Here is a 26415-nt window from a genome sequence, read left to right as displayed (position 1 = left end):
GATGGGCGCCCGGGTCATCCTCGGTGTAGGCGGCGGCATCGCCGCCTACAAGGCGTGCGAACTGCTACGCCTGCTCACCGAGTCGGGTCACCAGGTCCGGGTCGTGCCGACCGCCGCCGCGCTGCGGTTCGTCGGCGCGCCCACCTGGGCGGCGCTCTCCGGGCAGCCGGTGGCCGAGGACGTCTGGTCCGACGTGCACGAGGTGCCACACGTACGCCTCGGGCAGCGCGCCGATCTGGTGGTGGTCGCGCCGGCCACCGCCGACCTGCTGGCCAAGGCGGCCCACGGGCTCGCCGACGACCTGCTCACCAACGCCCTGCTCACCGCCCGCTGCCCGGTGGTGCTGGCGCCGGCCATGCACACCGAGATGTGGGAGCACCCGGCCACCGTCGCGAACGTCGCGACGCTGCGCGCCCGGGGCGTACACGTCATCGAGCCGGCCGTGGGACGGCTCACCGGCGTGGACACCGGCAAGGGGCGGCTGCCCGACCCGGCCGAGATCTTCGCGGTGTCCCGCCGCATCCTGGTCCGTGGCCTCGACGCCCCGGCCGACCTGACCGGTCGACACGTGGTGGTCACCGCCGGTGGCACCAGGGAACCACTGGACCCGGTTCGCTTCCTCGGTAACCGTTCCTCCGGTAAGCAGGGCTACGCGTTCGCCCGCTCCGCCCTTGCCCGCGGTGCCCGGGTGACGCTGGTCTCGGCCAACGTGTCGCTGGCCGATCCGGCCGGGGCGGACCTGGTCCGGGTCGGCAGCACCGGCGAGTTGCGGGAGGCGACGCTGACAGCGGCCCTCGACGCCGACGTGGTGGTGATGGCGGCGGCTCCGGCCGATTTCCGACCGGCGACCTATACGCCTGGCAAAATCAAGAAGTCGGACGACGGCGCGGCACCCACCATCGAACTCGTCACCAACCCGGACATCGCCGCCGAGTTGGGCCAGCGTCGCCGACCGGAGCAGTTCCTGGTGGTGTTCGCCGCCGAAACGGGCGACGCCGAGGCCAACGGACGGGCCAAGCTGGCCCGTAAACGGGCCGACCTCATCGTCATCAACGAGGTCGGGCCGGACAAGGTCTTCGGCGCCGAGACCAACGCGGCCACCGTCATCGGCGCGGACGATTCGGTCACCCGGATGCCCGAACAGTCCAAGGAGGATCTCGCCGACGGCGTGTGGGATCTGGTGGTCGCCCGGCTCGTTCGGTGACACCTCCTGACCGTTCGGACCACAACACGACCGTCGACGCCGTCGGAGACGGTTGGCCACTACACTGCCGCGGAACGACGTCAAATAACCTAGGAGTGCCGTGACACGCCGCCTCTTCACGTCCGAATCGGTCACGGAAGGCCACCCGGACAAGATCGCCGACCAGATCAGCGACGGCATCCTCGACGCCCTGCTCACCCAGGATCCGCACAGCCGGGTCGCGGTGGAGACCCTCATCACCACCGGCCAGGTCCACGTCGCGGGCGAGGTGACCACCAAGGCGTACGCAGACATCCCGACGATCGTGCGGGAAACCATCCTCGACATCGGCTACGACTCGTCCAAGAAGGGCTTCGACGGCGCGTCCTGCGGCGTCAGCGTCTCCATCGGCTCCCAGTCACCGGACATCGCCCAGGGTGTGGACAACGCCTTCGAGCTGCGAACCGGTGCGTCCGAGAGCGCGTTGGACGCGCAGGGCGCGGGCGACCAGGGAATGATGTTCGGCTTCGCCTGCTCGGAGACGCCCGAGCTGATGCCGCTGCCCATCGCGCTCGCGCACCGACTGGCCCGGCGGCTCTCCGCGGTCCGCAAGGACGGCACGGTGCCGTACCTTCGCCCCGACGGCAAGACCCAGGTCACCGTCGAGTACGACGGACTGCGTCCGGTGCGGCTGAACACCGTCGTCGTGTCCAGCCAGCACGCCGCGGACATCTCGCTGGACTCGCTGCTCAGCCCCGACGTACGCGACCACGTCATCGCCCCCGAGCTGGAGAGCCTCGGGCTCGACACCGAGGGCTACCGGTTGCTGGTCAACCCGACCGGCCGGTTCGAGATCGGTGGCCCGATGGGTGACGCCGGCCTTACCGGACGGAAGATCATCGTGGACACCTACGGTGGTTACGCGCGGCACGGTGGTGGCGCCTTCTCCGGCAAGGACCCCTCGAAGGTCGACCGCTCGGCCGCGTACGCCATGCGCTGGGTGGCCAAGAACGTGGTGGCCGCCGGTCTGGCCGAGCGCTGCGAGGTGCAGGTCGCGTACGCGATCGGCAAGGCGCACCCGGTGAGCCTGTTCGTCGAGACGTTCGGCACCGAGACGGTGCCGGTCGCCTCGATCGAGAAGGCGGTCACCGAGATCTTCGACCTGCGCCCGGCCGCCATCATCCGGGACCTGCACCTGCTGCGTCCGATCTACGCGCAGACCGCCGCCTACGGGCACTTCGGCCGCGAGTTGCCTGATCTGACCTGGGAGAACACTGACCGGGCCGCCGACCTCAAGTCGGCCGCGGGAGCCTGACAACCACCAGGCGTGACGACCGGCGGCCCGCTGACGGGTCGCCGGTCGCCCGTGTCTGCGTCGATGTGCCGCTGGCACACCTGGACCGTCCGTTCGACTACCTGGTGCCGCAGGAGTTGGCCGCCGACGCGGTGCCCGGCGTGCGGGTCAAGGTGCGCTTCGCCGGCCAACTGGTCGACGGCTGGTTGCTGGAGCGGGTCGAGCGGTCCGACCATCCCCGGCTGGCGTACCTGGAAAAGGTGGTATCCCCGGTGCCGGTGCTGGCCCCCGAGGTGGCCCGGCTCGCCCGGTTGGTCGCCGACCGGTACGCCGGCAGCCTCGCCGACGTGCTGCGCCTCGCGGTCCCGCCGCGGCACGCCCGGGTGGAGAAGGAGATCCTCGCCCAGCCTCCGGCCGGCGAGCCCGGCGCCGAGCCGGTCCCGGCCGCCGAGCCGGTCCCGGCCGCCGAACCGGTCCCGGGCGCGGCGGCGCCGGAAACCGACGGATGGGGCGACTATCCGGCCGGACCGGCGCTGCTGCGGGCACTGGCCGACGGGCGCGAGCCCCGGGCCGTGTGGTCGGCACTGCCCGGTGAGGACTGGGCCGCCCGCTACGCCACCGCGATCGCCGCCACCGTGACCGCCGGCCGCGGTGCCCTGGTGGTGGTCGCCGACGGACGGGACCTGGACAGACTCGATGCCGCACTGACCGTACGGCTAGGGGCGACCCGGCACGTCTGCCTCTCCGCCGCACTCGGTCCCGCGCGGCGCTACCGCGCCTTCCTCGCCGCCCGCCTGGCCGGCGCGCCGGTGGTGATCGGCACCCGGGCGGCCATGTTCGCCCCCGTCGCCCGGCTGGGACTGGTGGCCATCTGGGACGACGGCGACGACCTGCACGCCGAGCCTCGGGCGCCGTACCCGCACGCCCGCGAGGTGCTGCTCACCCGAGCCCAGATCGAGGGCGCCGGCGCGTTGCTCGGTGGCTACGCCCGCACCGCCGAGGCGCAGTTGCTGGTGGAGACCGGTTGGGCGCGCGAGGTGGTCGCCGACCGGGCGGTGCTGCGGGCACGCACCCCCGCGATCGCGCCGACCGGCGACGATCCGCAGCTGGCCCGCGATCCAGGCGCGGCGACCGCACGACTGCCGAGCTTGGCCTGGACCGCCGCCCGGGAGGCGTTGCGGTCGGAGCTGCCGGTTCTGGTCCAGGTGCCCCGCCGCGGCTACCTGCCGTCGGTGGCCTGTGCCGACTGCCGGACCCCGGCCCGCTGCCCGCACTGCGCCGGGCCGCTCGGCCTGCCGTCGGCCGGTGGCACGCCGGCCTGCCGTTGGTGTGGCCGGGCCGCCGTCGCCTACGCCTGCCCGCACTGCGGCGGGCGGCGGCTGCGGGCCTCGGTCACCGGTGCGCGCCGGACGGCGGAGGAGTTGGGCCGGGCCTTCCCCGGCGTGCCGGTGCGCACCTCCGGGCGGGAGGAGGTGCTGGCCGAGGTTCCCGATGGCGCCGGGCTGGTGATCGCGACCCCCGGAGCCGAGCCGGTCGCGGCCGGCGGCTACGGCGCGGTGCTCCTGCTGGACAGTTGGGCGCTGCTCACCCGCGCCGACCTGCGCGCGGGGGAGGAGGCCCTACGTCGCTGGACGGCGGCGGCCGCATTGGCCCGGCCGGCCGCCACGGGTGGTCGGGTCGTGGTGGTCGCCGATGGTGCCCTCGCCCCGGTACAGGCGCTGTTGCGCTGGGACGCCGGCTGGTTCGCCGCCCGGGAACTGGCCGAGCGGCGGGAGCTGGGCTTCCCGCCGGCCATGCGGATGGCCAGCGTTACCGGCCTGCCCGCCGCGGTGGCCGACCTGTTGGCGCAGGCGCGGCTACCCGACGGGGCGGAGTTGCTGGGCCCGGTGCCGGCCGAGGGGGAGCGGGAACGGATGCTGGTGCGGGTGCCCCGGGCACGGGCGTCGGCTCTGGCTGAGGCGCTGCACCTGGCGGCCGGTTCTCGGAGCGCGCGCAAGGCGGCGGATCCGGTCCGTCTCCAGGTCGACCCGCTCACGTTGTTCTGATCGGTCGGTGACGGTGGGTACCGGCCAACGCCCCAATCGCTGCGATTTGTGAGCCGATCATGACTCTGTGTGTCGGCGCGCCTGCTCGTCGCCGCGTCCTCGGGTCTGACCCTGGGAAGGTGGTAGCATCGCCCGTCATGCCGGGTGTGCGACAGATCCAGGTCGAACTGGAGGTGTCGGAGGGTGGCCCGACGACGGCGGAACCGCGTCTGTGCGGCGCGGACATTGATGAGCTAGACCGGCCGTGATCAGGGGTGGACCAGTCGTGACCGTTCGTCAGTCGATCGTCTTCAACGGTGACCTCGGCAGCGGCAAGAGCACCGTCTCGGTCGAGATCGCCAAGCGGCTCGGCCTGCGTCGGGTCAGCGTCGGTGATCTCTACCGGCAGATGGCGCAGGACCGGCAGATGACCGCGCTCCAGCTGAACCTGCACGCGGAGTTGGACCAGGCGGTAGACGGCTACGTCGACCAGCTCCAGCGGGACATCGCCGCCTCCGGTGAGAGCCTCGTGATGGACTCCAGGCTGGCCTGGCACTTCTTCACCGATGCGCTCAAGGTGCACATGATCACCGAACCGAGCGAGGCCGCCCGGCGGGTGCTGCTGCGCCCCTCCGGACCGGCGGAGAGCTACGCCTCGCTGGAGGAGGCCAAGGCCCGGCTGAGGGAACGCAGCGAGAGCGAGCGCGGGCGGTTCCTCATCCGGTACGGCGTGGACAAGGCCCGGCTGCGCAACTACGACCTGATCTGCGACACCACCCGCGCCCCCGTCGGAGAGGTGATCGAGCGCATCGTCGACGTGTACGAGGGGCGGCTCGCTCCCGACGTGCTTCGTGGCGCTCCGCCGCTGCTGCTGCTGGACCCGAGCCGCGTCTACCCGACCGAGGACGTGACCGGCCTGCGCGGCCTCTGGGACTCGACGTTGGCCGCCGAGGTCGCCGCAGCCGGCGAGACCGGTCTGGAGCCGATCGAGATCGGCTACACCGGCGAGTACTTCTTCGTGATCAACGGGCACCGCCGGCTCAGCGCCGCCGTGCGCAACGGGTTCCGGCTGGTGCCCGGCCGGCTGGTCGCCGAGGTCGAGGAGCCCGTGGTGGGTGGCCGCAGCGCGATCGACTACTTCGCCGAGCAGGCCCACCCCAGCCTGATCCACGACTGGGAGGCAGCGCACGACATCCACCTGCCGCTGCCGGAGCACGCCCTGCTCGCCGGCGACGCGGTGCTGGCGGGGGAGCCCGGCGCCGCCGGCTGAGGTCACCGGCCACCTTTCGTGATGCGCCGGGCGGGGCGGCGTCGGGCCCTCCGTAGACTGGTACGGCACTGCCGTCCGCCGTTAAGGAGCCAACCCGCGTGACCGTCCAGCCCATCCGTCTGTTCGGGGATCCGGTGCTGCGCACGCCGGCCGATCCGGTGGACGATTTCGACGTCGAGCTGCGCAAGCTCGTCGCTGACCTGACCGACACCATGCGTGAGAGCAACGGCGCTGGCCTCGCCGCGCCGCAGCTGGGAGTGGGCCTGCGGGTGTTCGCCTTCGACGTCGACGACGTGCTCGGTCACCTGGTGAACCCGGTGCTGGAGTTCCCGGACGTCGAGGAGCAGGACGGCCCGGAGGGCTGCCTCTCAATCCCCGGGCTCTACTTCGACACCAGACGCCGACAGAACGTGATCGCCAAGGGCTTCAACGGCTACGGCGACCCGGTGCAGATCGTCGGCACCGGGCTGATGGCACGCTGCGTCCAGCACGAGACCGATCACCTCGACGGGGTACTCTTCGTCGACCGGCTGGATCCGGTCGGCCGCAAGGAAGCGATGAAGGCGATCCGTCAGGCCGAGTGGTACGACGCCGCAGCCCCGCCAACGGTCAAACTGAGCCCGCACACCGTCGGCAGCCCATTCGGCCTGGAGCGGTGAACCGGTGCGAGTGATCTTTGCAGGTACGCCGGCCGTTGCTGTTCCCGCGCTGAGGGCCGTGGCCGACTCCCGGCACGAACTTCTCGCCGTGGTCACCCGGCCGGACGCCCCGGCCGGGCGCGGTCGGGGCCTGCACCGCTCCCCGGTCGGAGCCTGGGCCGACGAGCACGGTGTCGAGGTGCTCACCCCGGGGCGTCCCCGTGAACCTGAGTTTCTGGACCGGCTACGGGAGTTGGCGCCCGACTGTGTGCCGGTGGTCGCCTACGGCGCGCTGGTGCCGCCGGTGGCGCTGGACATCCCCCGGCACGGCTGGGTCAACCTGCATTTCTCGCTGTTGCCGGCATGGCGGGGAGCCGCGCCCGTGCAGCACGCCGTGCTGCATGGCGACGAGCTGACGGGGGCCAGCGTGTTCCAGCTCGAGGAGGGGCTGGACACCGGTCCGGTCTACGGCACGCTGACCGACGAGATCAAGTCCGCCGACACCTCCGGTGACCTGCTGGAGCGGCTGGCGCACAGCGGCGCCGGGCTGCTGGTGGCGGTGCTGGACGCGGTGGCGGACGGCTCCGCCCGGGCGGAACCGCAGCCCGCTGACGGGGTCTCGCTGGCACCCAAGCTGACCGTGGAGGACGCCCGGGTGCGCTGGGCCGATCCCGCCTTCGCGGTGGACCGGCGGATTCGCGCCTGTACTCCCGCACCCGGCCCGTGGACGACGTTCCGGGGCGAGCGGATCAAGCTCGGACCGGTGACCCAGGCCCCCGACGCGCCCGAACTCGGACCGGGGGAACTGCTGGTCGCCAGGACCGGGGTGGTCGCCGGCACGGCCACCGTGCCGGTCCGGCTCGGCGAGGTCCGGGCGGCGGGCAAGCGGGCCATGCCCGCGGCCGACTGGGCGCGTGGTGTCCGGGTCAGCGGTGGGGAGGAGTTGGCGTGAGAGACACCGCACCCCGCCGGGGCACGGAGCGCCGGGAGCCGCGTGCCGGGCGGCCGGCGGCGGACCGGCCACGGTACGCCGCGTACGAGGCGATCGAGGCGGTGCACCGCGACGACGCGTACGCCAATCTGGTGCTTCCGACGGTGCTGCGTAACGCGGGCCTGACCGGTCGGGACGCTGCCTTCGCCACCGAGTTGACCTACGGCACGCTGCGCCATCTCGGCACCCTCGACGCGATCCTCAGCTCCGCCGCCGGCCGGGACGTGCAGCGGATCGACCCGCCGGTGCGCGACGCGCTGCGGATCGGCGCTTACCAGTTGCTGCACACCCGGGTGCCGGCACACGCGGCCGTCTCGTCGACCGTGGACCTGGTCCGTTCGGTCGGCCAGGGTGCCACCGGATTCGCCAACGCGGTGTTGCGTGAGGTATCCGGCAGCGACATCGACGGGTGGGTGACCAGACTGGCACCGCCGATGCAGACCGACCCGATCGGTCATCTGGCGCTGGCCTACAGCCATCCGCAGTGGATCGTCCGGGCGTTCAGCGAGGCGCTCGGCGGGGATCTCGGTGAGACCACCCGCCTGCTGATCGAGGACAATGTGCGTCCGGCCGTGCACCTGTGCGCCCGGCCCGGCCTGGCCGATCCGGTAGAACTCGCCGACGAGGTGCACGGCGCGCCGGGTGCCTTCTCGCCGTACGCCGTCTACCTCGGCGGCGGCGCGCCCGGTGAGCTGGCCGCGGTCGCCGACGGCCGGGCCCATGTCCAGGACGAGGGCTCCCAACTGGTGGCCGCCGCCCTCGCGGAGGCGCCGGTGGACGGCGCGGACGGTCGGTGGCTCGACCTGTGTGCCGGTCCCGGCGGCAAGTCGGCGCTGCTCGGAGCGCTGGCGGCGCACCGTGACGCGCGGCTGACCGCGGTGGAGGTCGCCGAGCACCGGGCCCGGCTGGTCACGAGCGCGACCCGGGGGCTGCCGGTGACCGTGGTGCACACCGACGGTCGGCTGGTCGGTGCGGAGGCGGAGCTGCCGGCGGAACACTTCGACCGGGTGCTGGTCGACGCGCCGTGTACCGGGTTGGGTTCGCTGCGCCGCCGGCCGGAGTCGCGCTGGCGTCGCCAGCCCTCGGATCTCTCCGCCCTGACCCGGTTGCAGCGCGAGCTGCTCGTGGCCGGGCTGCGGGCGGTCCGCCCCGGCGGGGTGGTGGCCTACGTGACCTGTTCGCCGCACACCGTGGAGACCCACGTGACGGTGACCGAGGCGGCCCGCCGCTGCGGTGCGCCGGTGGACTTCCTCGACGCCCGGCCGCTGCTGCCGGCCGGGATGCCCGGGCTCGGCGACGGACCGACGGTGCAGCTGTGGCCGCACCGGCACGGCACGGACGCGATGTTCCTCGCCCTGCTGCGCCGCACCTGACGCACGATCAGCCGAGGCGATCCGCTGCCAGGGGCCGTCTCAGTTGATCGGCAGGGCCTGCGGTCCGGCACCCTTCATCGACCGGTTGAGCGTGCGGTCGCTGATCCACAGGAAGCACTGCACTGCCCGGTTGCCGCTGCGCCACTCGCCTTCGGACGGGTGGTAGAAGATCGTCCCGACCCGGTACTGGAGGTTGCCGTCGTCCGGCACCTTGGTGAACCGGGCGATAGTGCTGCGGCAACCGCGGTGAGCCCGGTCGGCGTCCTTGAGGAAGGCGGACCAGCTGGTGTCGGGGGCCTGCCAGATGCCGGTGAACTCGGACCGGTGGCGGGCGCTGCACTTCACGGCCACCATCTCGGTCACGTCGTCGCCCTCGGTCTTCGCGTTGAAGCAGCTGTGCCGCAACGACGACGACCCGTCGAGTGAGCCGGCGAGGCTGGCTGTGCGGCGTACCGGGACCGGGGTGTCGAGCCCGCGCAGCTCGTGGGCGTCACAGCGGAACCATCGTGCCCCGCCGGTCCATGCCTGCGGCGACGGGAGGACGACGCTGATCCCGATCCGAGCGCCCCGCCAGTCGCCGCCCAGTGCCGCACGGGCCGTGCGGTCGCATTCGTCGAACGCGGTGCGCATCCCCGTGCTGCCGGTCTCCGGTGGGCGCCTGCCGTCCACAGCGGCTAGTGTCCCGACGTGCAGGGTCTCGGCCCGGTGCGGCTGCGCGCAGTCGACCGGCGCGTAGGCGCTGAAGTAGCCGACGTCCTGCGGGCGGGTGTGGCAGGTCCCGGCCTCGGGCGTGAACGTCGTCGGTGCGGCCATCGGCGCCCAGCCGTCGAGCAGGTCACCGTCGATCCCGGCCGGTCTCGTGCAGCCGATCAGGGTCGTCGTCACCACGGCACCCAGCGCGACTCCGGTCAGCCACCGTCGCATTCCCGTCGCCCTCCTGCTCCACGCCGCCGGCGACGGCGGGCAGCGGAAGCACACTGCGCTGTCGAAGCGCCGCCGGCCCCGCGTTCCGCCGGTCGCGGCCCGCCACGTTGCGCGAGCATACGGCACCAGGCTCAGGCGATCGGCAGTCCCTGCGGGCCGACCCCGCGCATCGAGCCGGTCAGCTTGCGGTCGTCGCTCCAGAGCAGGCAGCGGACCCCCCGGTCGCCCTCCTCCCACTCCCGCTGCGAGGGCGGGTAGAAGATGGACCCGGCGCGGTAGGGCAGGTCGTCGTTGTCGGGCACGTCGGCGAAGGCCGCGATCAGCTCCATGCACCGTTTGTGGGCCTGGCCGGCCGTGCCGGCGAACTGCTCCCAGGTCAGGTTCTGCTCGATGTACACCCCGACGAACTCGGCGCCGTGCGGCTCCGTGCAGAGCACCGGGGCCATGTAGTTCAGGCTGTCGCCGATGAGCTTCGGATCGAAGCAGCGATGCACCAGCGGCGAATCACCGATCAGCGCTCCGCGCAGGCTGCCGGTGCGGTTGACCGGCCGGGTGTTGTCGATGCTGTCGGTCTCGCTCAGGTCGCAGCGGAACCAGCGGGCGCCGCTGTTCCAGGCCGCCGCCGACGGCAGGGCGATGTTGAGGGTGAGTCGCGCGGTGTGCCAGTCGCCGCCGAGCACCAACCGGGCGCGCTGGTCGCATTCGGCCCGGGCGGTGCGCAGCGCCGCCGACCCCGCCTCCGGCCGCGAACCCTCGGCTGCTGCTGTGCCGAACGTGCCGACGTGGACCGCCTCGGCGAGGTGGTTGCGGGCGCAGTCCACGGTCTCGTAGGTGCTCGCCTGGACGACCGCGGTGACGCGGGGCAGGCAGGTATCGGTGATCGGCACGAACATCTTGGGTGCGCGTAGTGCCGGCCAGTCGTTGGTGAGATCCCCGTCTGTCCCGCCCGGCTGCACGCAGCCGCCCAGCACAACCACAGCCGCGCTGGCCAGCGCCAGCGCCGCGAGCCACCGTCGCATCGTCCGCCCTTCCCGGGAACGGACGTCCGGCTGCCGGTTCCCGCACCCACCGGCCTGCACGTTACCGTGACCGTCCCCGATGGAGTGTTACCGCGATCTGGCCGTCTGGCCAGTCAGGGTCCTCGCTTCGTCCAGTTCCACCGATCCGGGCGGGCTGATTCTGCACCATTGGTCACCTTCGGGTCACGGGGTGTCCGGATGGCGGCGCGTTGCCACGGTCGGTGGCCGCGTTCGTACACTGGCCCTGTGACCGTACCGCCGCCGATCATCGCGCCCAGCATCCTCGCCGCCGATTTCTCCCGTCTTGCCGAAGAAGTCCGTGCCGTCGAGGATGCCGCGGACTGGTTGCACGTCGATGTCATGGACAACCACTTCGTACCGAACCTGACCATCGGGCTGCCCGTGGTGCAGAGCCTGCGGGCCGCCACGAAGCTGCCCTTCGACGTCCATCTGATGATCATGGATCCGAAGCGCTGGGCACCCGGCTACGCGGACGCGGGGGCGTACAACGTCACCTTCCACGCCGAGGCGTGCGACGATCCGGTGGCGCTGGCCAGGGACCTACGGGCGGCGGGCGCCAGGGCGGGGCTGGCGATCGACCGGGACACCCCGATCGAGCCGTACCTCGACCTGCTGCCGAGCTTCGACACGCTGCTGATCATGACCATCAAGGCCGGGTTCGGCGGTCAGCGGTTCATCCCGCAGATGTTGGACAAGGTCCGCGCCGTCCGACAGCACGTCGCCGCCGGCCACCTCGACCTGCGGATCGAGGTGGACGGCGGGATCGCCGCCGACACCATCGAGCAGGCCGCCGCGGCGGGTGTCGACGCGTTCGTCGCGGGCACCGCCGTCTACGGCGCCGACGATCCGGCCGAGGCGGTACACCGGCTCCGTGGTCTGGCGGAGCGCGCGGCTCCGGATGCCTGAGGGGGAGTCCGCCGACGACCGTAGGGACGTGATCCTCGTCGTCGACGACGACGAGGACATCGCCCGGTTCGTCGAGTTCAACCTGCGACTGCAGGGGTTCGACGTGATCCTCGCCGCCGACGGCCAGCAGGCCCTCGAACTGATCGAGCGGGAGCGGCCCGACCTGGCCGTGGTCGACCTGATGATGCCGCGGGTGGACGGGCTGGAACTGACCCGGCGGCTACGCGCCGACCCGATGACCGCGGCCCTGCCGGTGATCATGTTGACCGCGAAGGGGATGACCGTGGACAAGGTCCACGGGCTCAGCGCCGGCGCCGACGACTACCTGGTCAAGCCGTTCGACACGGCAGAGCTGGTGGCCCGGGTCAGCTCCACGCTGCGGCGCAACAAGGAATTCCGCGAGGTCTCTCCGTTGACCGGCCTGCCGGGCAACAGCCGGATCCGCCGGGAGATCGCCGACCGGATCCGGGGCGGCGCCGACTACGCCGTCGGGTACATCGACATCGACCGGTTCAAGAGCGTCAACGACCGGTACGGGTTCTCCCGCGGCGACGACTACATCTCCGCACTGGCCCGCTGCCTGCACCGGGCGGTGATATCGGTGGCGCTGCCGCCGGCGTTCCTCGGTCACGTCGGCGGCGACGACTTCGTCTTCGTCTGCACGCCCGAGCAGGTCGTGCCGCTCACCTCCCGGGTGTCGGCGGACTTCGAGAGGGCCGCGGACGCGCTCTACGATGCCACCGACCGGGAGCGCGGCTACGTGGAGCTGAAGGACCGGCGGGGCAACATCCGCCGGGCCGCGCTGGTCACCCTCTCCATCGGCGTCACCGTCTCGGACGCCGAGAAGCGCCTCACCAACCCGCTGGAGGCGATGACCGTCGCCTCCGAGATGAAGACCGTGGCCAAGAGCCAACCCGGCTCGTACGTGGCGATTGACCGCCGCCGCGGCGTCGGCGACCACGGTTACCGACATGTGAAGTAGCTCGCGCGGGTAGCCCGAGACCCCGTCGACCGTGTAAGACTTTGCTCAGTACCCACCACGCGCTGGCGGGACTCGGTGAAATTCCGAACCGGCGGTGATCCACGGTCCGACCGTGGTAAGCCCGCGACCCGGGAGCGGTTCGTCCGCCCGGTGGACCTGGTGAGAATCCGGGGCCGACGGTTGGGGGCGGCTCGTCCGCGCCCAGACAGTCCGGATGGGAGACAGCGCGCGGGACGGAAGGGTGCATGTGCTCGCCGGGCTTCCGGCGTGCCCTCGCTCCCGTCCGGGGCGGCCGTGCCGTACCCGGATTTCCGCTGCCTGCCCGCGGCCACCAGGCCGATCTCTCCGCCCGCGCGTACCAGCGAGAGGGCAGGGGCAGGCGATGACGAGCGTCTCCGTGGACGAGGCGATGCGTCGCGCGATCGAGCTCGCGGCGCGTGGACTCGGCACCACCAGCCCCAATCCGGTCGTCGGCTGTGTGCTGCTGGACATCGACGGCGAGGTGGTCGGCGAGGGCTTCCACGCCTACGCCGGCGGACCGCACGCCGAGATCGTCGCGCTGGCCCAGGCCGGCCAGCGGGCGAAGGGCGGCACCGCGGTCGTCACTCTGGAACCCTGCGACCACACCGGCCGCACCGGCCCCTGCAGCACCGCGTTGGTGCAGGCCGGGGTGCTGCGGGTCGTCATCGCGGTGCCCGACCCCAACCCGGTCGCCAGCGGTGGTGCCGCGACGTTGCGGGCCGCCGGCCTCCGGGTCGATCTGGGGGTACGCGGCACCGAGGCGGCGAGCGGCAACGTGGCCTGGTTGACCGCAACGCGCCGGGGCTGGCCGTACGTCATCTGGAAGTACGCGGCGACCCTGGACGGCCGCTCCGCCGCAGCTGACGGCACCAGCATGTGGATCACCTCCGAGGCTGCCCGGATGGACGTGCACGCATTGCGCTCGACCGTCGACGCGGTGGTTGTCGGCGTGGGCACCGTACTCGCCGACGACCCCCGGCTCACCGTGCGGAACCTGCGCGACGGCAGCCTGGCCATCCGGCAGCCGCTACGGGTGGTGGTCGACTCGGCGGGGCGTACCCCGGCCCGTGCCCGGGTCCGCGACGGCGCCGCCGGTACCTGGGTGGCTACCGCCGCCGAGGTGGGTGCCGGCCCGGACGGCGGTGTCGACCTGCCCGCGTTCCTGGCGGCGCTGCACGGCCGGGGCGTTCGGGCCGTGCTGCTGGAGGGCGGCCCGCGGCTCGCCGGCGCTTTTCTCGCGGCCGGCCTGGTCGACCGGGTAGTCGGCTACCTCGCCCCCCGGCTGCTCGGCGCCGGGCCGGCGGCGCTCGCCGACGCCGGTGTGACCACCATCGCCGAGGCCATCGATCTGGAGACAACCGACGTTACGCAGGTCGGTCCCGACCTGCGGATCACCGCGCTGCCCCGAAAGAGGGAGGGCTAGGCATGTTCACCGGCATCGTCGAGGAGATGGGCGAGGTCGTCGAGGTGACCCCGACGGCGCAGGACTCCGCCCTGGTGGCGGTCCGCGGCCCGCTGGTCGCCTCCGACGCGCGGCACGGCGACTCGATCGCGGTCAACGGGGTCTGCCTGACCGTCGTCGAGGTCGACGGCGGGGTGTTCACCGCCGACGTGATGGGCGAGACGTCGCGCCGTTCGACGCTGGGCGCGTTGCGCGCCGGCGACCCGGTCAACCTGGAGCGCGCCGCAGCGCTGGGCAGCCGCCTCGGCGGGCACCTGGTGCAGGGGCACGTCGACGGCGTGGGCGAGGTGCTTTCCCGTGAGCCGGCGCAGCGGTGGGAGACGATCCGGTTCCGGCTGCCCGCCGCCCTGTCCCGGTACGTGGTGGAGAAGGGCTCGATCACCGTCGACGGGGTCTCGCTGACGGTGGCCGAGGTCGGTGCCGACCGGTTCGCCGTGGGTCTGATCCCCACCACCCTGACGCTGACCACGCTCGGCGTCCGATCGCCGGGCGACCCGGTCAATCTGGAGGTGGACGTGCTGGCCAAGTACGTCGAGCGGCTGCTCGGTGTCCGGGCGGCCGACGACGCCGGGCCGCCGGTGAATTTGCCCGGCGTCGGTGTGCCCGGGTCGGTGGTGTCGTGACCGGCGCACTCGGCTGGCTGCTCACCGCCGAGATCCAGGTGGCCGGCTCGCCGGTGCTGGTCCGGGAGGTCGTCGGCAACGTCTTCGGGCTCGGCTCGGCGCTGCTCGGACTGCGCCGGCTGGTCTGGGCCTGGCCGGTCGGCATGGTCGGCAACGCGCTGCTGCTCACCGTCTTCCTCGGCGGGGCGTTCGCCACTCCGCAGGCGCACGACCTGTACGGCCAGGCCGGCCGGCAGGTCTTCTTCTTCGGCGTCAGCCTCTACGGGTGGTGGCGTTGGACGCGTACCCGCCGGCTCGGCACCGCTGCCGGCGGGGCGGCGGTCGCGCCCCGGTGGGCCACCGGGGCGGAGCGGCTCGGGCTGCTCGCCGCCGCGGTGGTGGGCACCGCCCTGGCGTACCCGGTGCTGGCCGCGCTCGGTTCCTGGGGGCCGCTGCCCGACGCCTGGATCCTCGTCGGCAGCCTGCTGGCCACGTACGGGATGGCTCGTGGCTGGGTGGACTTCTGGCTGATCTGGATCGCGGTCGACGCCGTCGGCGTCCCGCTGTTGCTGCGTGGCGGCTTCTACCCGTCGGCGGCCATGTACCTGCTCTACGGCGCGTTCTGCGTCTGGGGCCTCGCCAGTTGGTGGCGCGCCTCGCGGGCCATCCGACCGGACCTGACCCCGATCCCGTCGACCTACTCGGAGGCCACCGCATGACCGAGCACAGCGAGCAGAACGGGCCGGCCGTCTTCGCCGACATCGCGCAGGCCCTGGCGGACATCGCCGCGGGCCGGCCGGTGGTGGTGGTGGACGACGCCGACCGGGAGAACGAAGGCGACCTGATCTTCGCCGCCGAGCTGGCCACCCCGCAACTGCTGGCCTTCACCGTCCGGTACACCTCGGGCTTCATCTGCGTTCCGCTCACCGAGAGCGAGTGCGACCGGCTCGACCTGCCGCCCATGCACCACACCAACCAGGACCGACGGCAGACCGCGTACACGGTGACCGTCGACGCCCGGGAAGGGGTGGCAACCGGCATCTCCGCGGCCGATCGGGCACACACCATCCGGCTGCTCGCCGACCCGCGGACCGGGCCGGCGGACCTCGCCCGGCCCGGACACGTCGTGCCGCTGCGGGCCCGCCCGGGTGGTGTGCTGAGACGACCCGGGCACACCGAGGCGGCCGTCGACCTGACCCGGCTGGCCGGTCTACGTCCTGCCGGGGTGCTCTGCGAGATGGTCAACGACGACGGCACCATGATGCGGCTGCCGGACCTGGAGAGGTTCTGCGCCGAGCATTCGCTGGCCCTGGTCACCATCGCCGACCTGATCGCGTACCGGCGCCGTACCGAGAAGCAGGTCGAGTTGGTCGCAGATGCCCGGATGCCCACCGAGCACGGGGTGTTCCGGGCGCTGGGCTACCGCAGCGAGGACGACTCGGCAGAGCACGTCGCCCTGGTGATGGGCGAGATCGGTGACGGCCGGGACGTGCTGGTCCGGGTGCACTCCGAGTGCCTGACCGGCGACGTGTTCGCCTCGGTGCGCTGTGACTGCGGCACGCAGCTCAACGCGGCGCTGGGCCGGGTGGCGCGGGAGGGCCGGGGCGTGGTGCTCTACGTGCGCGGCCATGAGGGTCGCGGCATCGGGCTGCTGCACAAGCTTCAGGCGTACCAGTTGCAGGACCAGGGCCGCGACACGGTGGACGCGAACCTCGACCTCGGCCTGCCGGCTGACGCGCGTGACTACGGCACCGGCGCCCAGATCCTCTACGACCTCGGGGTGCGCTCGATGCGGCTGTTGACCAACAACCCGGCCAAGCGCGCCGGGCTGGAGGGCTACGGGCTGACCGTCACCGGGCGGGAGGGCATGCCGGTGCGCCCGCACCCGGAGAATGTCCGTTACCTGCGTACCAAGCGGGACCGGCTGGGACATCTGCTCGACCAGTTGGACGAGGTGGCCGAAGCCCCGATGGGCCGGACGGTCCCCGGCGCAGAGATTGGAGTGTAGGAGAATGGCGGGTTTCGGTGAGCCGGGTTCGACCCCGGTCGACGCCTCCGGGCTGACCGTGGGCGTGGTCGCCGCGCGGTGGCACGGTGAGCTGACCGACCACATGCTCGACCGGGCGGTGGCCGCCGCCCAGGCGTGCGGCGCGCGGGCGGTGGTGGCTCGGGTGGCCGGCTCGGTGGAGCTGCCGGTGGTGGCCCAGGCCCTGGCCAGGCGCTGCGACGTGGTGGTAGCCCTCGGTGTGGTGGTGCGCGGCACCACCGCGCACTTCGACTACGTCTGCCGTTCGGTCACCGACGGGCTGACCCGCATCGCGCTGGACGAGGGCAAGCCGGTCGCGCACGGGGTACTCACCGTGAACACGATCGAGCAGGCCCGCGACCGCGCCGGCCTGCCCGACTCCGCCGAGGACAAGGGCTGGGCGTCGACGGTGGCGGCCCTCGACGCCGCCCTGTCGATCCGCCAGGTCACGAATTCCGCCAACCAACGCGTCGGCTTCGGTCACTGACCCACGCCCTCCCTTGTTGATCAGGTTTGTGTCGGAGTCAACCGGCGCGGCGACCGGAACTTCTGGTCGACGGGCCTCAAATCAGAGGCGGCCGGCTTCGATCAGGCGGGCGAGGAACTGGCGGGTGCGGGGGTGGGTGGGGCGGGTGAGGAGCTGGGCCGGTGGTCCGGACTCGATGACCCGGCCGGCGTCGAGGAAGCAGACCTGGTCGGCGACCTCGCGGGCGAAGCCCATCTCGTGGGTGGCCAGGACCATCGTCATCCCCTCCGCCTTGAGATCGCGGATCATGGTCAGCACCTCGCCGACCAGCTCCGGGTCCAGCGCCGAGGTGACCTCGTCGAGCAGCAGCAGCCGGGGCGAGTTGGCCAGCGCCCGGACGATCGCCACCCGCTGCTGCTGGCCGCCGGAGAGCCGGTCCGGGTAGGCGTCGGCCTTCCCCGCCAGCCCCACCCGGTCCAGTAGCTCCCGGGCCCGCGCCTCGGCCTCGGCGCGGGAACGGCGGTGCACCCGGCGCGGCGCGAGGGTGACGTTGTCCAGCACACTAAGGTGTGGAAAGAGGTTGTACGACTGGAAGACCATCCCGATGCGGCGGCGTACCCTGTCGGGGTCGGTGCCCGGGGCGGAGATTTCCTCGCCGTCCAGCTCGATCGTCCCGTCGTGCAGCTCCTCCAACAGGTTTACGCAGCGCAGCAGGGTCGACTTGCCGGATCCGGACGCTCCGATCAGCGCCACCACCTGGTGCTCGGTCACGGTCAGGTCGAGTCTGTCGAGGACGACCTGCCCGCCGAACTCCTTGCGTAGGCCCCGGCACCGCAGCACTTCCGCCGCCCGCCCCGGGTCCCGGCCCACGCGCGGGGTCGGCCCTGGGGCGGAGGTCGGCTGCACGTCCATGGTCAGCCTCCGGACTGGCGACGGGCCGCCCGCAGGGTGACCTGGTCGGTGACGGCGATCAACGGGATGGCGAGCAGCACAAAGAGCACCCCGGCCACGATGTACGGCGTGTAGTTGAACGTCTGGGCGCTGGTGATCTGCGCGGCCCGCACCGCGTCGATGGGGCCGGCCAGCGACACCAGGCCGACGTCCTTCTGCAACGCCACCACGTCGTTGAGCAGCGGTGGCGCCACCCGGCGCACGGCCTGCGGCAGCACCACGTGCCGCATCGTCTGCTGGCGGGTGAGCCCCAGCGACCGGGCCGCCGCGAGCTGGCTCGGGTGCACCGACTCGATGCCGGCGCGGAACACCTCGGCCAGGTAGCCGGCGTAGGTGAGGATCAGCGCCAGCCCGCCCAGCACCAGCACCGACGGGGTGCCCTGCAGCCGCAGCCCGGGGACGCCGAAGGTGAGCAGGTAGAGCACGATGATCAGCGGCAGGCCACGGAAGGTGTACGTGTAGCCGGCCGCCAGCGCCCGGATCGGGAAGAGGACCGGCCCGCGTAGGGTCCGCAGGATCGCGATCAGCAGTCCCAGCAGCAGGGCACCGATCGCGCAGCAGGCCAGCAGCCGGACGTTGAGCCAGAGTCCGGAGAGCACCCGGGGCAGCGCGTCCCGGGCGATCTCCGGGTCGAGAAACGAGGCGCGTACCCGGTCCCAGCCCGGTGCGCCGGTCACCGCGACCGCCAGCAGCGTGCCGACCGCCGCGGTGGAAGCGGCGGCGATCAGCACGCTGAGTACGGTCTGCCGGCGGCGGTACGCGTCCCGGGTCCGCTGGGCCGGTGAGGGGTCGTGCAGCACGGTGTTCAACTGAGTTCGGGTGCTCCCGCCACCTGGGCCAGCCACTGCTGCTCCAACTGCTTGAGTACGCCGTCGGTGGCGAGCTGGCCGACCGCGTAGCTGACACAGCCGGTGAGTGGGGAGTCCTTGTCCAGCAGCAGTCCGAACGCCTCCGGCGTGCCGACCTGGGGCAGCTGCCCGACGATCACCGCGTCGTCGATCTCCGCGCCGGTGATGTGGAACGCGGTGGGCAGGTCGACGACCAGCCCGTCGATCTGCCCGTTCTGTAGCGCATTCTTGGCATCGTCGTTGCTGTTGTACACCTGCGGCTCGGCCGTCGGCTGCACCAGGTCGGTGATTGCCTGGTAACTGGTCGTCCCGACCTGGGCGCCGAGCTTGGCGCCGCGCAGGTCGGCCAGCGAACTCCTGCCAACGATCTTGGAGGTTTTCAGTGCGATCACCGACTGCCGTACCAGGTAGTACGGGGCGGAGAAGTCCGCCGCCTGTTTGCGCTCCTCGGTGATGGAGAACTGGTTGATGTCGAAGTCGAAGTCCTTCGGCCCGGGCGCGATGGCGGCGTCGAATCTCACCCGGGTCCAGGTGACGTCGTCGCGGGCGTAGCCGAGATTCGCGGCCACCGCGTAGGCCACGGCGGACTCGAAGCCTTCGCCGTTGTCGGGCTTGTCGTCGACGAACCAGGGCTGGTAGGCCGGCTCGTCGGTGGCGATGGTGAGCTTGCCCGGCGTCCGGGTGGGCAGGCTCTCCTTGGCGCACGCCGCCGAGACGGCGGGCATGGGCGCGGGCCCGGCCTGCGGCGTGCAGGCGGTGACCGCGAGCAGGACCGCGCCGGCCGTGGCGCGCATGAGGGTGCGTGGGGTGCTGACCATGGCCGACAGCGTACGACCAACATAGGCGAGGCTCGAAGAGCTGTCCCACCGTCTCGGTAGGGAACGCGGGTCCCGTCCACCGGGCACCACCGACCCGGTGCTCGCGGCGACGAGGGGCGACTGCGAGAATCCGTGTCCGTGAAGACGTTCGAGGAGTTGTTCGCGGAGCTGCAGGCCAAGGCCGCCGCCGGCACCCCCGGCTCGGGTACGGTCGCCGCTCTGGAGAGGGGCGTGCACTTCATCGGCAAGAAGGTCGTCGAGGAGGCGGCCGAGTCGTGGATGGCCGCCGAGCACGAGGGACCGGAACGCACCGCCGAGGAGATCTCCCAGCTGCTCTACCAGGTCCAGGTGCTGATGCTGGCCAGCGGGCTCGAACTGAAGGACGTCTACCGACATCTGTGAGTGCCCGCCGTCGACCCGATCCCGATCGAAGGAGCACTCCGTCATGCTGCGTGTCGCCGTACCCAACAAGGGCACCCTGGCCTCATCGGCCGCCGAAATGCTGCGCGAGGCGGGCTACCGCCAGCGCACCGACCCCAAGGATCTGGTCTGCCGGGACGAGCCCAACGACATCGAGTTCTTCTACCTGCGGCCGAAGGACATCGCCACCTACGTCGGCTCCGGTGACCTGGACGTCGGCATCACCGGCCGCGACCTGCTGATCGACTCCGGCGCACCGGCCGAGGCGGTGATCGACCTGAACTTCGGGCGGGCCACCTTCCGCTTCGCCGCCCGGCCCGCCGATGTCGACGACGTACGGGAGTTGGGCGGGCACCGGATCGCCACCGCGTACCCGGGGCTGGTCGAGCGTCACCTCGCCGAGCTGGGCGTCAAGGCGGACGTGATCCGCCTCGACGGCGCCGTGGAGAACGCCATCCGCCTCGGCGTCGCCGACGTGGTCGCGGACGTGGTCGAGACCGGGGCCACGCTGCGCCAGGCCGGTCTGGTGGTCTTCGGTGAGCCGCTGCTGCGCTCCTCGGCGGTACTGGTGCGTCGCGTGGGCGCCGCGTCGCACGCACAGGCCGAACAGCTGCTGCGCCGGCTGCACGGGGTGCTGGTGGCCCGCCGCTACGTGATGCTCACCTACGACGTGCCGGCCGGGCTGCTGGAGCAGGCCAGCTCGTTCACCCCGGGCATCGAGTCGCCCACCGTCTCCCCGCTGCACCGCGAGGGCTGGGTGGCGGTGCAGGCCATGGTGCTCCGCGACGACGTGCACCAGATCATGGACGAACTGTACGAGCTTGGCGCCCGGGCGATCCTGGTCACCAACATTCACGCCTGCCGGCTGTGAGGCTGCGGCCGGCAGCGCCGGCACTCGCCCTGGTCACTCTCGGCGGTACCGCCTCGTCGGCCCAGGGTGTGGTCAACGCCGAACTCGGGCAGCAGGTCGGCAGCGCCCCCTTGGGTGCGGTGGTGAACAACCTCGGCGGTACCCTGCTGGTCCTGGTCGGTCTGCTGGTGCTGCCGTCGATGCGGACCGGGTTCGGCGCGCTGCGCCGGGCCCGGTTGCCCTGGTGGTCGTACCTGGGCGGGGTGGGTGGCGCCGCCATCGTGCTGCTCGGTGCCTACGCCGTCCCGGTGCTGGGGGTCGCGGTGTTCACCATCGCTCAGGTCGCCGGCGGAAGCCTCGGCGGGCTGGCGTCTGACCGGGCCGGACTCGCCCCGGTGGGCCGCCTGCCGCTCAACACGCCCCGGGTCGCCGGCGCGCTGCTGGGGGTGGCCGCGGTTGCCCTGTCCCAGACCGGCCGACCGGTCGGTGACCTGGCCGTCGGCGTGCTCCTGCTGGCGGCGGCCGGCGGGGTCGGGGTCGCGTTGCAGGCCGCGCTCAACGGCCGGATCTCCGCCGCCGGCTCGGCCGCCGCCGGGGTCGCGGTCAACTTCGCCGTCAGTACGCCGCTGGTGCTGCTCGTCGCGGCACTGGCTGGCGCGTTCACCGGCCCGCCGGTGAGCTGGCCGGCTGGCTGGCACCTCTACACTGGCGGGCTGCTCGGCGTTGGCATCGTGGCCAGCCTGGTGATGGGGGTACGCGCGGCCGGGGTGCTGCGCACCGGCCTTGCCCTGGTCGGCGGGCAGCTCATCGGTGCCCTCGTACTGGACGTGCTGCTGCCGGACAACCCCACTGTCCGATGGCCGGTGCTGGCAGGTGCGCTGCTCACGCTGCTCGCGGTGCTGGTCGCCGGCCGTAACCCACGGTTGTCGGTGGCGGTCACGGCGGCTGGTGTCCCGGCCGAACGGACCGCTGGGGCCGGTGCTGATGTACCGGCCAGTGTGGCGCCGGACGGCTCGCCGGCACCGGGTGGCAAACTGGTGCCATGAGCGAGGGGCGGGGTGGACCGAAGCGAAGTGCCGGCATGGGCGAGAGCGAGGTGATCCGCCTGCGGCCCCGGCGCATCCGGCTGGTCTGCTGGGGCTCGGCGATCGCGCTGGTGGTTCTGTTCACCGTGATCGCCACCACGCTGACCGGTCCCACCGGCAACGGCTACGGCACCTTCCAGCGCGGCGACCAGGTCGCCATGATCGGGCTCGGGGTGATCTTCGCCCTCGCCACCCTGCTCTTCACCCGTCCCCGGGTGGTGGCGGACGCGCGGGGCGTCCGGGTCCGCAACATCGTCGGCTCGTACGAGTTGCCCTGGGAGGTCGTCCGGGGGATCCGGTTCGACCGTGGTGCACCGTGGGCGGCACTGGAGCTGTACGACGACGACCTGCTGCCGATGGTCGCGCTCCAGGCCGCCGACAAGCAACTCGCTGTCGACGGGGTGCGCACCTTACGCCGTCTGCACCAGGCTCACCTGGCCGCACTCGCCGAGCGGGTCGCCGGCCGCTGAGTGTGCCCGGTTCGAGAGGTCAGTCGCTGACGGTGTAGTGTGGTGGCGTCGACCAGGCTGTCCGCATCTGCGGGTGGCCACGAAAGCGGAGCGCCTGCTCCCACCCGAGTCGCCCTCCCGGCGTCCGGGTCCGGTCCCCGGTTCCGGGCACATCCCGGTTCCGGATGCGCGATCCTGTGATCGTGCCGACCGGTCGAGCGGGCCCTGGCATGCGCCGGGGCCTTCTGTTTTCCGGATCGGTTCCCACCGGGGAGCCGCGGGTCGGCCACCTTTTAAGATCCGACTCGAGGAGGCCCCATCAGCGTCGAACCACGCGTGAACGAGCAGATCCGGGCACGTGAGGTCCGACTGGTCGGCCCCGAGGGTGAGCAGGTGGGCATCGTCCCGCTGGAGCGCGCCCTTCAGCTGGCCGCGGACGTCGACCTGGACCTGGTCGAGGTTGCGCCGATGGCGCGCCCGCCGGTGTGCAAGCTCATGGACTTCGGCAAGTTCAAGTACGAGAGCGCACTGAAGGCGCGCGAAGCGCGGCGTAACCAGCAGCAGACCGTCATCAAGGAGATGAAGCTCCGGCCGAAGATCGATCCGCACGACTACGAGACCAAGAAGGGTCACGTGGTGCGGTTCCTCAAGGCCGGCGACAAGGTCAAGGTGACGATCATGTTCCGCGGTCGCGAGCAGAGCCGCCCGGAGCTGGGCTACCGGCTCCTGCGTCGGCTCGAGTCGGAGATCTCGGAGCTGGGGTACGTCGAGGCCGCTCCGAAGCAGGACGGTCGAAACATGATCATGGTGCTCGCGCCGCACCGCGCCACCAAGGCCGCCGCGGTCGCCGCGGTCGCCTCCCGGGGCGGAGCGCCCCGGGACCGGGCCGCGGAGGACTCCGCCGGCCCGGAGGCCGGCGAGACCGCAGCAGCCGGTGAGGCCGGCACCGTCGCCGACAACAGCGACGGGTAACAGGGGAGAAGACGTTCCACATGCCGAAGATGAAGAGCCACACGGGGACGGGCAAGCGGGTCCGCGTGACCGGCAAAGGCAAGATCATGAAGCAGCAGGCCGGTCTGCGGCACAACCTGGAGAAGAAGTCGTCCACCCGCACCCGCCGGCTGACGGGCGTGGTCGAGGCCGCCAAGTCCGACGTCAAGCGCCTCAAGAAGCTGCTCGGCCGCTGACGCGCGCCACCTGAGCCCAAGAAGGAGTCGAGATGGCACGCGTCAAGCGGGCTGTGAACGCCCAGAAGAAGCGCCGTACCCTGCTGGAGACCGCGAGTGGGTACCGCGGTCAGCGCTCCCGGCTGTACCGCAAGGCCAAGGAGCAGGTGCTGCACTCGATGCAGTACGCCTACCGGGACCGTCGCGACCGCAAGGGCGACTTCCGGCAGCTGTGGATCCAGCGGATCAACGCGGGTGCCCGTGCCAACGGGATGACCTACAACCGTCTGATCCAGGGCCTACGGCTGGCCGGCATCGAGGTCGACCGCAAGATCCTGGCCGACCTGGCCGTCCACGACGCCGCCGCGTTCGCGGCGATCGTCGAGCTGGCCCGGGCCGCGGTGGCGGCCGAGGGCACCGGCGGCGCGGCGGCCCAGGCCGCCTGATCCCCGCACAGCGCAGCGAGGCGTCCCTCGGTGACGAGGGACGCCTCGCGCGCGTGTGGTGAGGACACCATGCCCTTCACACCGCGCACGCCCAGGGTGGTCGCCGCGCGTCGACTCCAGCGTCGCCGCGAGCGCGACGCCACCGGGCGCTTCCTGGCCGAGGGGCCGCAGGCGGTCCGGGAGGCGCTGGGCCGGCCGCGCACCGTCGTGGAGCTGTTCGGCACCCCCGCCGCCCTCGACGGGTACGCCGACCTGGCGGCAGCCGCCGCCGGTGCCGACGTACCGGTCTCCGAGATGACCGACGACGCCCTCGCGGCGCTCGCAGAGACCGTCGCCCCGCAGGGGCTGGTCGCCGTCTGCCGGCACCTCGACGTGTCCCTGGAGGCCGCGTTGGTGAACCCTCCGCGGCTGGTCGCCGTGCTGGCCGGCATCCGTGATCCGGGCAACGCCGGCACGGTGCTGCGCACCGCCGACGCGGCCGGCGCCGGCGCCGTGATCTTCGCCGGGGAGGCGGTCGACCCGTACAACGGCAAGTGCGTCCGCTCCTCCGCCGGCAGCCTCTTCCACCTGGACGTGGTGCGGGAGCGCGACCCGGCCGGGGTGCTCGCCGCGGCGCGGGCCGCCGGGCTCGCCGTGTTCGCCGCCACCGGCCAGGGCGAGGACGATCTGGACGAACTGGCCGACGACGGTCGGCTCCGGACACCCACCGCCTGGCTGTTCGGTTCCGAGGCGCACGGACTTCCCGAGGAGCTTGCCGGAGCCGCCGACGCCCGGGTTCGGGTGCCGCTGCACGGGCGGGCCGAGAGCCTGAACCTGGCTGCGGCAGCGGCGGTCTGCCTGTACGCTTCGGCGAGAGCACAGCGCTGACCGAAGGTCACGCGCACCGCGACAAGGAGAGCAGCCCCACATGGTGAACGCGCCACAGCGTTCGTTTAGCCAGCCCGCCGGTGTCGGCGGGCGGCGGATCTGACCTGCTCCCCACACGACTCCTACCGGCGGGCTGCGGCAAAGCCGCGCGTCCGTAGACTCGCTTCGCCGCCCGTGAGGCCGGCGCCGCCGTGAGGAGTGCCCGTACGCCATGAGTTACCGCAACGATCCGTACGACCCCAAGCAGGTCGCCCTGCTCGACCCGGCCGCACTGGCCGAGGCCGTGACCGAGGCCGAGCAGGCGTTCGCCGCCGCCGGTGACCCCGACGCGCTGGCCGAGGTGCGCCCGGCGCACCTCGGCGACCGGGCCCCGATCTCGCTGGCCCGCCGGGAGATCGGGGCGCTGCCGCCGGCCGCCAAGGCCGACGCCGGCAAGCGGGTCAACGAGGCCCGCCGTGCCATCGAGCAGGTGTACGCCGCCCGAGCCGAAGTGCTGGAACGGGAGCAGGCCGAGCGGGTGCTGGGCAGTGAGGGCGTCGACGTGACGCTGCCCTACGACCGCCGGCCACGCGGCTCCCGGCACCCGATCTCCGTGCTGATGGAGCAGGTCAGCGACCTCTTCGTCGGCATGGGCTACGAGGTGGCCGAGGGGCCCGAGGTCGAACTGGAGTGGACCAACTTCGACGCGCTGAACATCCCCGCCGACCACCCGGCCCGTGGGCTGATGGACACCTTCCACATCGCACCGGCCGAGGCGTCCGGCCTGGTGCTGCGTACCCACACCTCGCCGGTGCAGGCGCGCACGATGCTGAGCCGGAAGCCGCCGATCTACGTGATCGCCCCGGGGCGGGTCTACCGCACCGACGAACTGGACGCCACTCACGCGCCGGTCTTCCACCAGGTGGAGGGTCTGGTGGTGGACCGCGGTATCACGATGGCCCATCTGCGCGGTACGCTGGACCACTTTGCCCGGGCGATGTTCGGGCCGGACGCGAAGACCCGCTTCCGGCCTCACTACTTCCCGTTCACCGAGCCGTCGGCCGAGTTCGACATCTGGTTTCCCGAGCACCGTGACGGCCCACGCTGGGTGGAGTGGGGCGGCTGCGGCATGGTCAACCCGCGGGTGCTGCGCGCCTGCGGCATCGACCCGGAGGTCTACTCCGGCTTCGCGTTCGGCATGGGTATCGACCGGACGGTGATGTTCCGGCACGGGGTCAGCGACATGCGGGACATGGCCGAGGGCGACGTGCGGTTCACCCGCGCGTTCGGGGCCGGGGTTTAGGCGACGGGTACGAGTCACGGAGACGGTGGTT

28 protein-coding genes are annotated in these 26415 nt (G+C 72.2%); 23 read left to right on the top strand and 5 right to left on the bottom strand.

What is annotated here, in order from left to right:
• The first annotated feature begins 1 nt into the window (after nucleotide 1).
• The 7 genes from coaBC (at nucleotide 2) to ACFHWY_RS06015 (ending at nucleotide 8773) form a co-directional block, all read left to right on the top strand.
• The gene (gene coaBC / locus ACFHWY_RS06045) at nucleotides 2-1204 is read left to right on the top strand and encodes a bifunctional phosphopantothenoylcysteine decarboxylase/phosphopantothenate--cysteine ligase CoaBC (protein WP_416579094.1); all 1203 of its coding nucleotides are present in this window, start codon (nucleotides 2-4) and stop codon (nucleotides 1202-1204) included.
• Nucleotides 1205-1304: 100 nt separating this feature from the next.
• Nucleotides 1305-2498, top strand: a complete 1194-nt coding sequence (gene metK, locus ACFHWY_RS06040; protein WP_416579093.1) for a methionine adenosyltransferase — start codon at nucleotides 1305-1307, stop codon at nucleotides 2496-2498.
• Between the two features lie 65 nt (nucleotides 2499-2563).
• Nucleotides 2564-4522 carry a primosomal protein N' gene (locus tag ACFHWY_RS06035; RefSeq protein ID WP_416579092.1) on the top strand — a complete coding sequence of 653 codons (1959 nt, stop codon included), beginning with the start codon at nucleotides 2564-2566 and terminating at the stop codon, nucleotides 4520-4522.
• Nucleotides 4523-4787: 265 nt separating this feature from the next.
• Nucleotides 4788-5771, top strand: a complete 984-nt coding sequence (locus ACFHWY_RS06030) for an AAA family ATPase (RefSeq protein ID WP_416579091.1) — start codon at nucleotides 4788-4790, stop codon at nucleotides 5769-5771.
• Nucleotides 5772-5869: 98 nt separating this feature from the next.
• Nucleotides 5870-6430, top strand: a complete 561-nt coding sequence (gene def, locus ACFHWY_RS06025; protein ID WP_416579090.1) for a peptide deformylase — start codon at nucleotides 5870-5872, stop codon at nucleotides 6428-6430.
• Between the two features lie 4 nt (nucleotides 6431-6434).
• A complete protein-coding gene (fmt, locus tag ACFHWY_RS06020) occupies nucleotides 6435-7361 on the top strand; it encodes a methionyl-tRNA formyltransferase (RefSeq protein WP_416579089.1) in 927 nt (308 codons plus the stop codon).
• Entirely contained in the window at nucleotides 7316-8773 is a 1458-nt protein-coding gene (locus tag ACFHWY_RS06015; RefSeq protein WP_416579284.1) for an RsmB/NOP family class I SAM-dependent RNA methyltransferase, read from the top strand. The genes fmt and ACFHWY_RS06015 overlap by 46 nt, the downstream gene beginning before the upstream one ends.
• Before the next feature lie 39 nt (nucleotides 8774-8812).
• On the opposite strand, the gene ACFHWY_RS06010 is transcribed toward ACFHWY_RS06015, so the two are convergent.
• Nucleotides 8813-9697 carry a septum formation family protein gene (locus tag ACFHWY_RS06010; RefSeq protein WP_416579088.1) on the bottom strand — a complete coding sequence of 295 codons (885 nt, stop codon included), beginning with the start codon at nucleotides 9695-9697 and terminating at the stop codon, nucleotides 8813-8815.
• Nucleotides 9698-9828: 131 nt separating this feature from the next.
• Entirely contained in the window at nucleotides 9829-10716 is an 888-nt protein-coding gene (locus ACFHWY_RS06005; protein ID WP_416579087.1) for a septum formation family protein, read from the bottom strand.
• 246 nt (nucleotides 10717-10962) lie between these two features.
• Here ACFHWY_RS06005 and rpe point away from each other — a divergent pair, with 246 nt between their 5' ends.
• From rpe to ribH, 7 genes are all read left to right on the top strand, one after another.
• Nucleotides 10963-11643, top strand: coding sequence for a ribulose-phosphate 3-epimerase (rpe, locus tag ACFHWY_RS06000; RefSeq protein WP_416579086.1), 681 nt, complete (start codon nucleotides 10963-10965; stop codon nucleotides 11641-11643).
• Entirely contained in the window at nucleotides 11636-12625 is a 990-nt protein-coding gene (locus tag ACFHWY_RS05995) for a response regulator (protein WP_416579085.1), read from the top strand. The genes rpe and ACFHWY_RS05995 overlap by 8 nt, the downstream gene beginning before the upstream one ends.
• A 382-nt stretch (nucleotides 12626-13007) precedes the next feature.
• Nucleotides 13008-14069: a bifunctional diaminohydroxyphosphoribosylaminopyrimidine deaminase/5-amino-6-(5-phosphoribosylamino)uracil reductase RibD gene (gene ribD, locus ACFHWY_RS05990; protein WP_416579084.1), complete on the top strand. Its 1062-nt coding sequence runs from the start codon at nucleotides 13008-13010 to the stop codon at nucleotides 14067-14069.
• A gap of 2 nt (nucleotides 14070-14071) precedes the next feature.
• Nucleotides 14072-14731: a riboflavin synthase gene (locus ACFHWY_RS05985; RefSeq protein WP_416579083.1), complete on the top strand. Its 660-nt coding sequence runs from the start codon at nucleotides 14072-14074 to the stop codon at nucleotides 14729-14731.
• On the top strand, nucleotides 14728-15429 hold the full coding sequence (pnuC, locus tag ACFHWY_RS05980; RefSeq protein WP_416579082.1) for a nicotinamide riboside transporter PnuC: 702 nt from the start codon (nucleotides 14728-14730) through the stop codon (nucleotides 15427-15429). The genes ACFHWY_RS05985 and pnuC overlap by 4 nt, the downstream gene beginning before the upstream one ends.
• Nucleotides 15426-16718 (top strand): bifunctional 3,4-dihydroxy-2-butanone-4-phosphate synthase/GTP cyclohydrolase II, encoded by a 1293-nt coding sequence (locus ACFHWY_RS05975; protein WP_416579081.1) that lies wholly within the window; start codon nucleotides 15426-15428, stop codon nucleotides 16716-16718. The genes pnuC and ACFHWY_RS05975 overlap by 4 nt, the downstream gene beginning before the upstream one ends.
• 4 nt (nucleotides 16719-16722) lie before the next feature.
• A complete protein-coding gene (gene ribH / locus ACFHWY_RS05970) occupies nucleotides 16723-17223 on the top strand; it encodes a 6,7-dimethyl-8-ribityllumazine synthase (protein ID WP_416579080.1) in 501 nt (166 codons plus the stop codon).
• Between the two features lie 81 nt (nucleotides 17224-17304).
• Here ribH and ACFHWY_RS05965 read toward each other — a convergent pair whose 3' ends face one another.
• From ACFHWY_RS05965 to ACFHWY_RS05955, 3 genes are read right to left on the bottom strand one after another with little or no spacing between them, the layout of a single operon-like run.
• Nucleotides 17305-18114: an amino acid ABC transporter ATP-binding protein gene (locus ACFHWY_RS05965; protein WP_416579079.1), complete on the bottom strand. Its 810-nt coding sequence runs from the start codon at nucleotides 18112-18114 to the stop codon at nucleotides 17305-17307.
• 2 nt (nucleotides 18115-18116) lie between these two features.
• Nucleotides 18117-18962 (bottom strand): amino acid ABC transporter permease, encoded by an 846-nt coding sequence (locus ACFHWY_RS05960; RefSeq protein WP_416579078.1) that lies wholly within the window; start codon nucleotides 18960-18962, stop codon nucleotides 18117-18119.
• Nucleotides 18959-19819 carry an ABC transporter substrate-binding protein gene (locus ACFHWY_RS05955; protein WP_416579077.1) on the bottom strand — a complete coding sequence of 287 codons (861 nt, stop codon included), beginning with the start codon at nucleotides 19817-19819 and terminating at the stop codon, nucleotides 18959-18961. The genes ACFHWY_RS05960 and ACFHWY_RS05955 overlap by 4 nt, the downstream gene beginning before the upstream one ends.
• A 132-nt stretch (nucleotides 19820-19951) precedes the next feature.
• On the opposite strand from ACFHWY_RS05955, the gene ACFHWY_RS05950 reads away from it, so the two are divergent.
• The 9 genes from ACFHWY_RS05950 to pheS all read left to right on the top strand — a co-directional run bounded on the left by ACFHWY_RS05950 (nucleotide 19952) and on the right by pheS (nucleotide 26384).
• Nucleotides 19952-20221: a phosphoribosyl-ATP diphosphatase gene (locus ACFHWY_RS05950; RefSeq protein WP_416579076.1), complete on the top strand. Its 270-nt coding sequence runs from the start codon at nucleotides 19952-19954 to the stop codon at nucleotides 20219-20221.
• A gap of 43 nt (nucleotides 20222-20264) precedes the next feature.
• Nucleotides 20265-21110, top strand: coding sequence for an ATP phosphoribosyltransferase (hisG, locus tag ACFHWY_RS05945; RefSeq protein ID WP_416579075.1), 846 nt, complete (start codon nucleotides 20265-20267; stop codon nucleotides 21108-21110).
• The gene (locus ACFHWY_RS05940; RefSeq protein ID WP_416579074.1) at nucleotides 21107-22135 is read left to right on the top strand and encodes a DMT family transporter; all 1029 of its coding nucleotides are present in this window, start codon (nucleotides 21107-21109) and stop codon (nucleotides 22133-22135) included. Before hisG ends, ACFHWY_RS05940 begins: the two co-directional genes overlap by 4 nt.
• A 35-nt stretch (nucleotides 22136-22170) precedes the next feature.
• Nucleotides 22171-22644 carry a PH domain-containing protein gene (locus tag ACFHWY_RS05935; protein ID WP_416579283.1) on the top strand — a complete coding sequence of 158 codons (474 nt, stop codon included), beginning with the start codon at nucleotides 22171-22173 and terminating at the stop codon, nucleotides 22642-22644.
• 315 nt (nucleotides 22645-22959) lie between these two features.
• The gene (gene infC, locus ACFHWY_RS05930) at nucleotides 22960-23595 is read left to right on the top strand and encodes a translation initiation factor IF-3 (RefSeq protein ID WP_416579073.1); all 636 of its coding nucleotides are present in this window, start codon (nucleotides 22960-22962) and stop codon (nucleotides 23593-23595) included.
• A gap of 20 nt (nucleotides 23596-23615) precedes the next feature.
• Complete coding sequence (rpmI, locus tag ACFHWY_RS05925; protein ID WP_416579072.1) at nucleotides 23616-23810, top strand: 50S ribosomal protein L35; 195 nt, start codon at nucleotides 23616-23618, stop codon at nucleotides 23808-23810.
• Nucleotides 23811-23842: 32 nt separating this feature from the next.
• A complete protein-coding gene (gene rplT, locus ACFHWY_RS05920) occupies nucleotides 23843-24235 on the top strand; it encodes a 50S ribosomal protein L20 (protein WP_088645192.1) in 393 nt (130 codons plus the stop codon).
• 69 nt (nucleotides 24236-24304) lie between these two features.
• On the top strand, nucleotides 24305-25102 hold the full coding sequence (locus ACFHWY_RS05915) for a TrmH family RNA methyltransferase (RefSeq protein ID WP_416579071.1): 798 nt from the start codon (nucleotides 24305-24307) through the stop codon (nucleotides 25100-25102).
• A gap of 211 nt (nucleotides 25103-25313) precedes the next feature.
• A complete protein-coding gene (gene pheS / locus ACFHWY_RS05910; protein ID WP_416579070.1) occupies nucleotides 25314-26384 on the top strand; it encodes a phenylalanine--tRNA ligase subunit alpha in 1071 nt (356 codons plus the stop codon).
• Nucleotides 26385-26415: the final 31 nt, after the last annotated feature.

The sequence above is a fragment of the Micromonospora sp. LOL_024 genome, from assembly GCF_048060415.1.
Lineage (GTDB): Bacteria > Actinomycetota > Actinomycetes > Mycobacteriales > Micromonosporaceae > Micromonospora.
The sequence above is the reverse complement of the archived record's forward strand: the minus strand, read 5'-3'. Positions and strand labels throughout refer to the sequence as shown.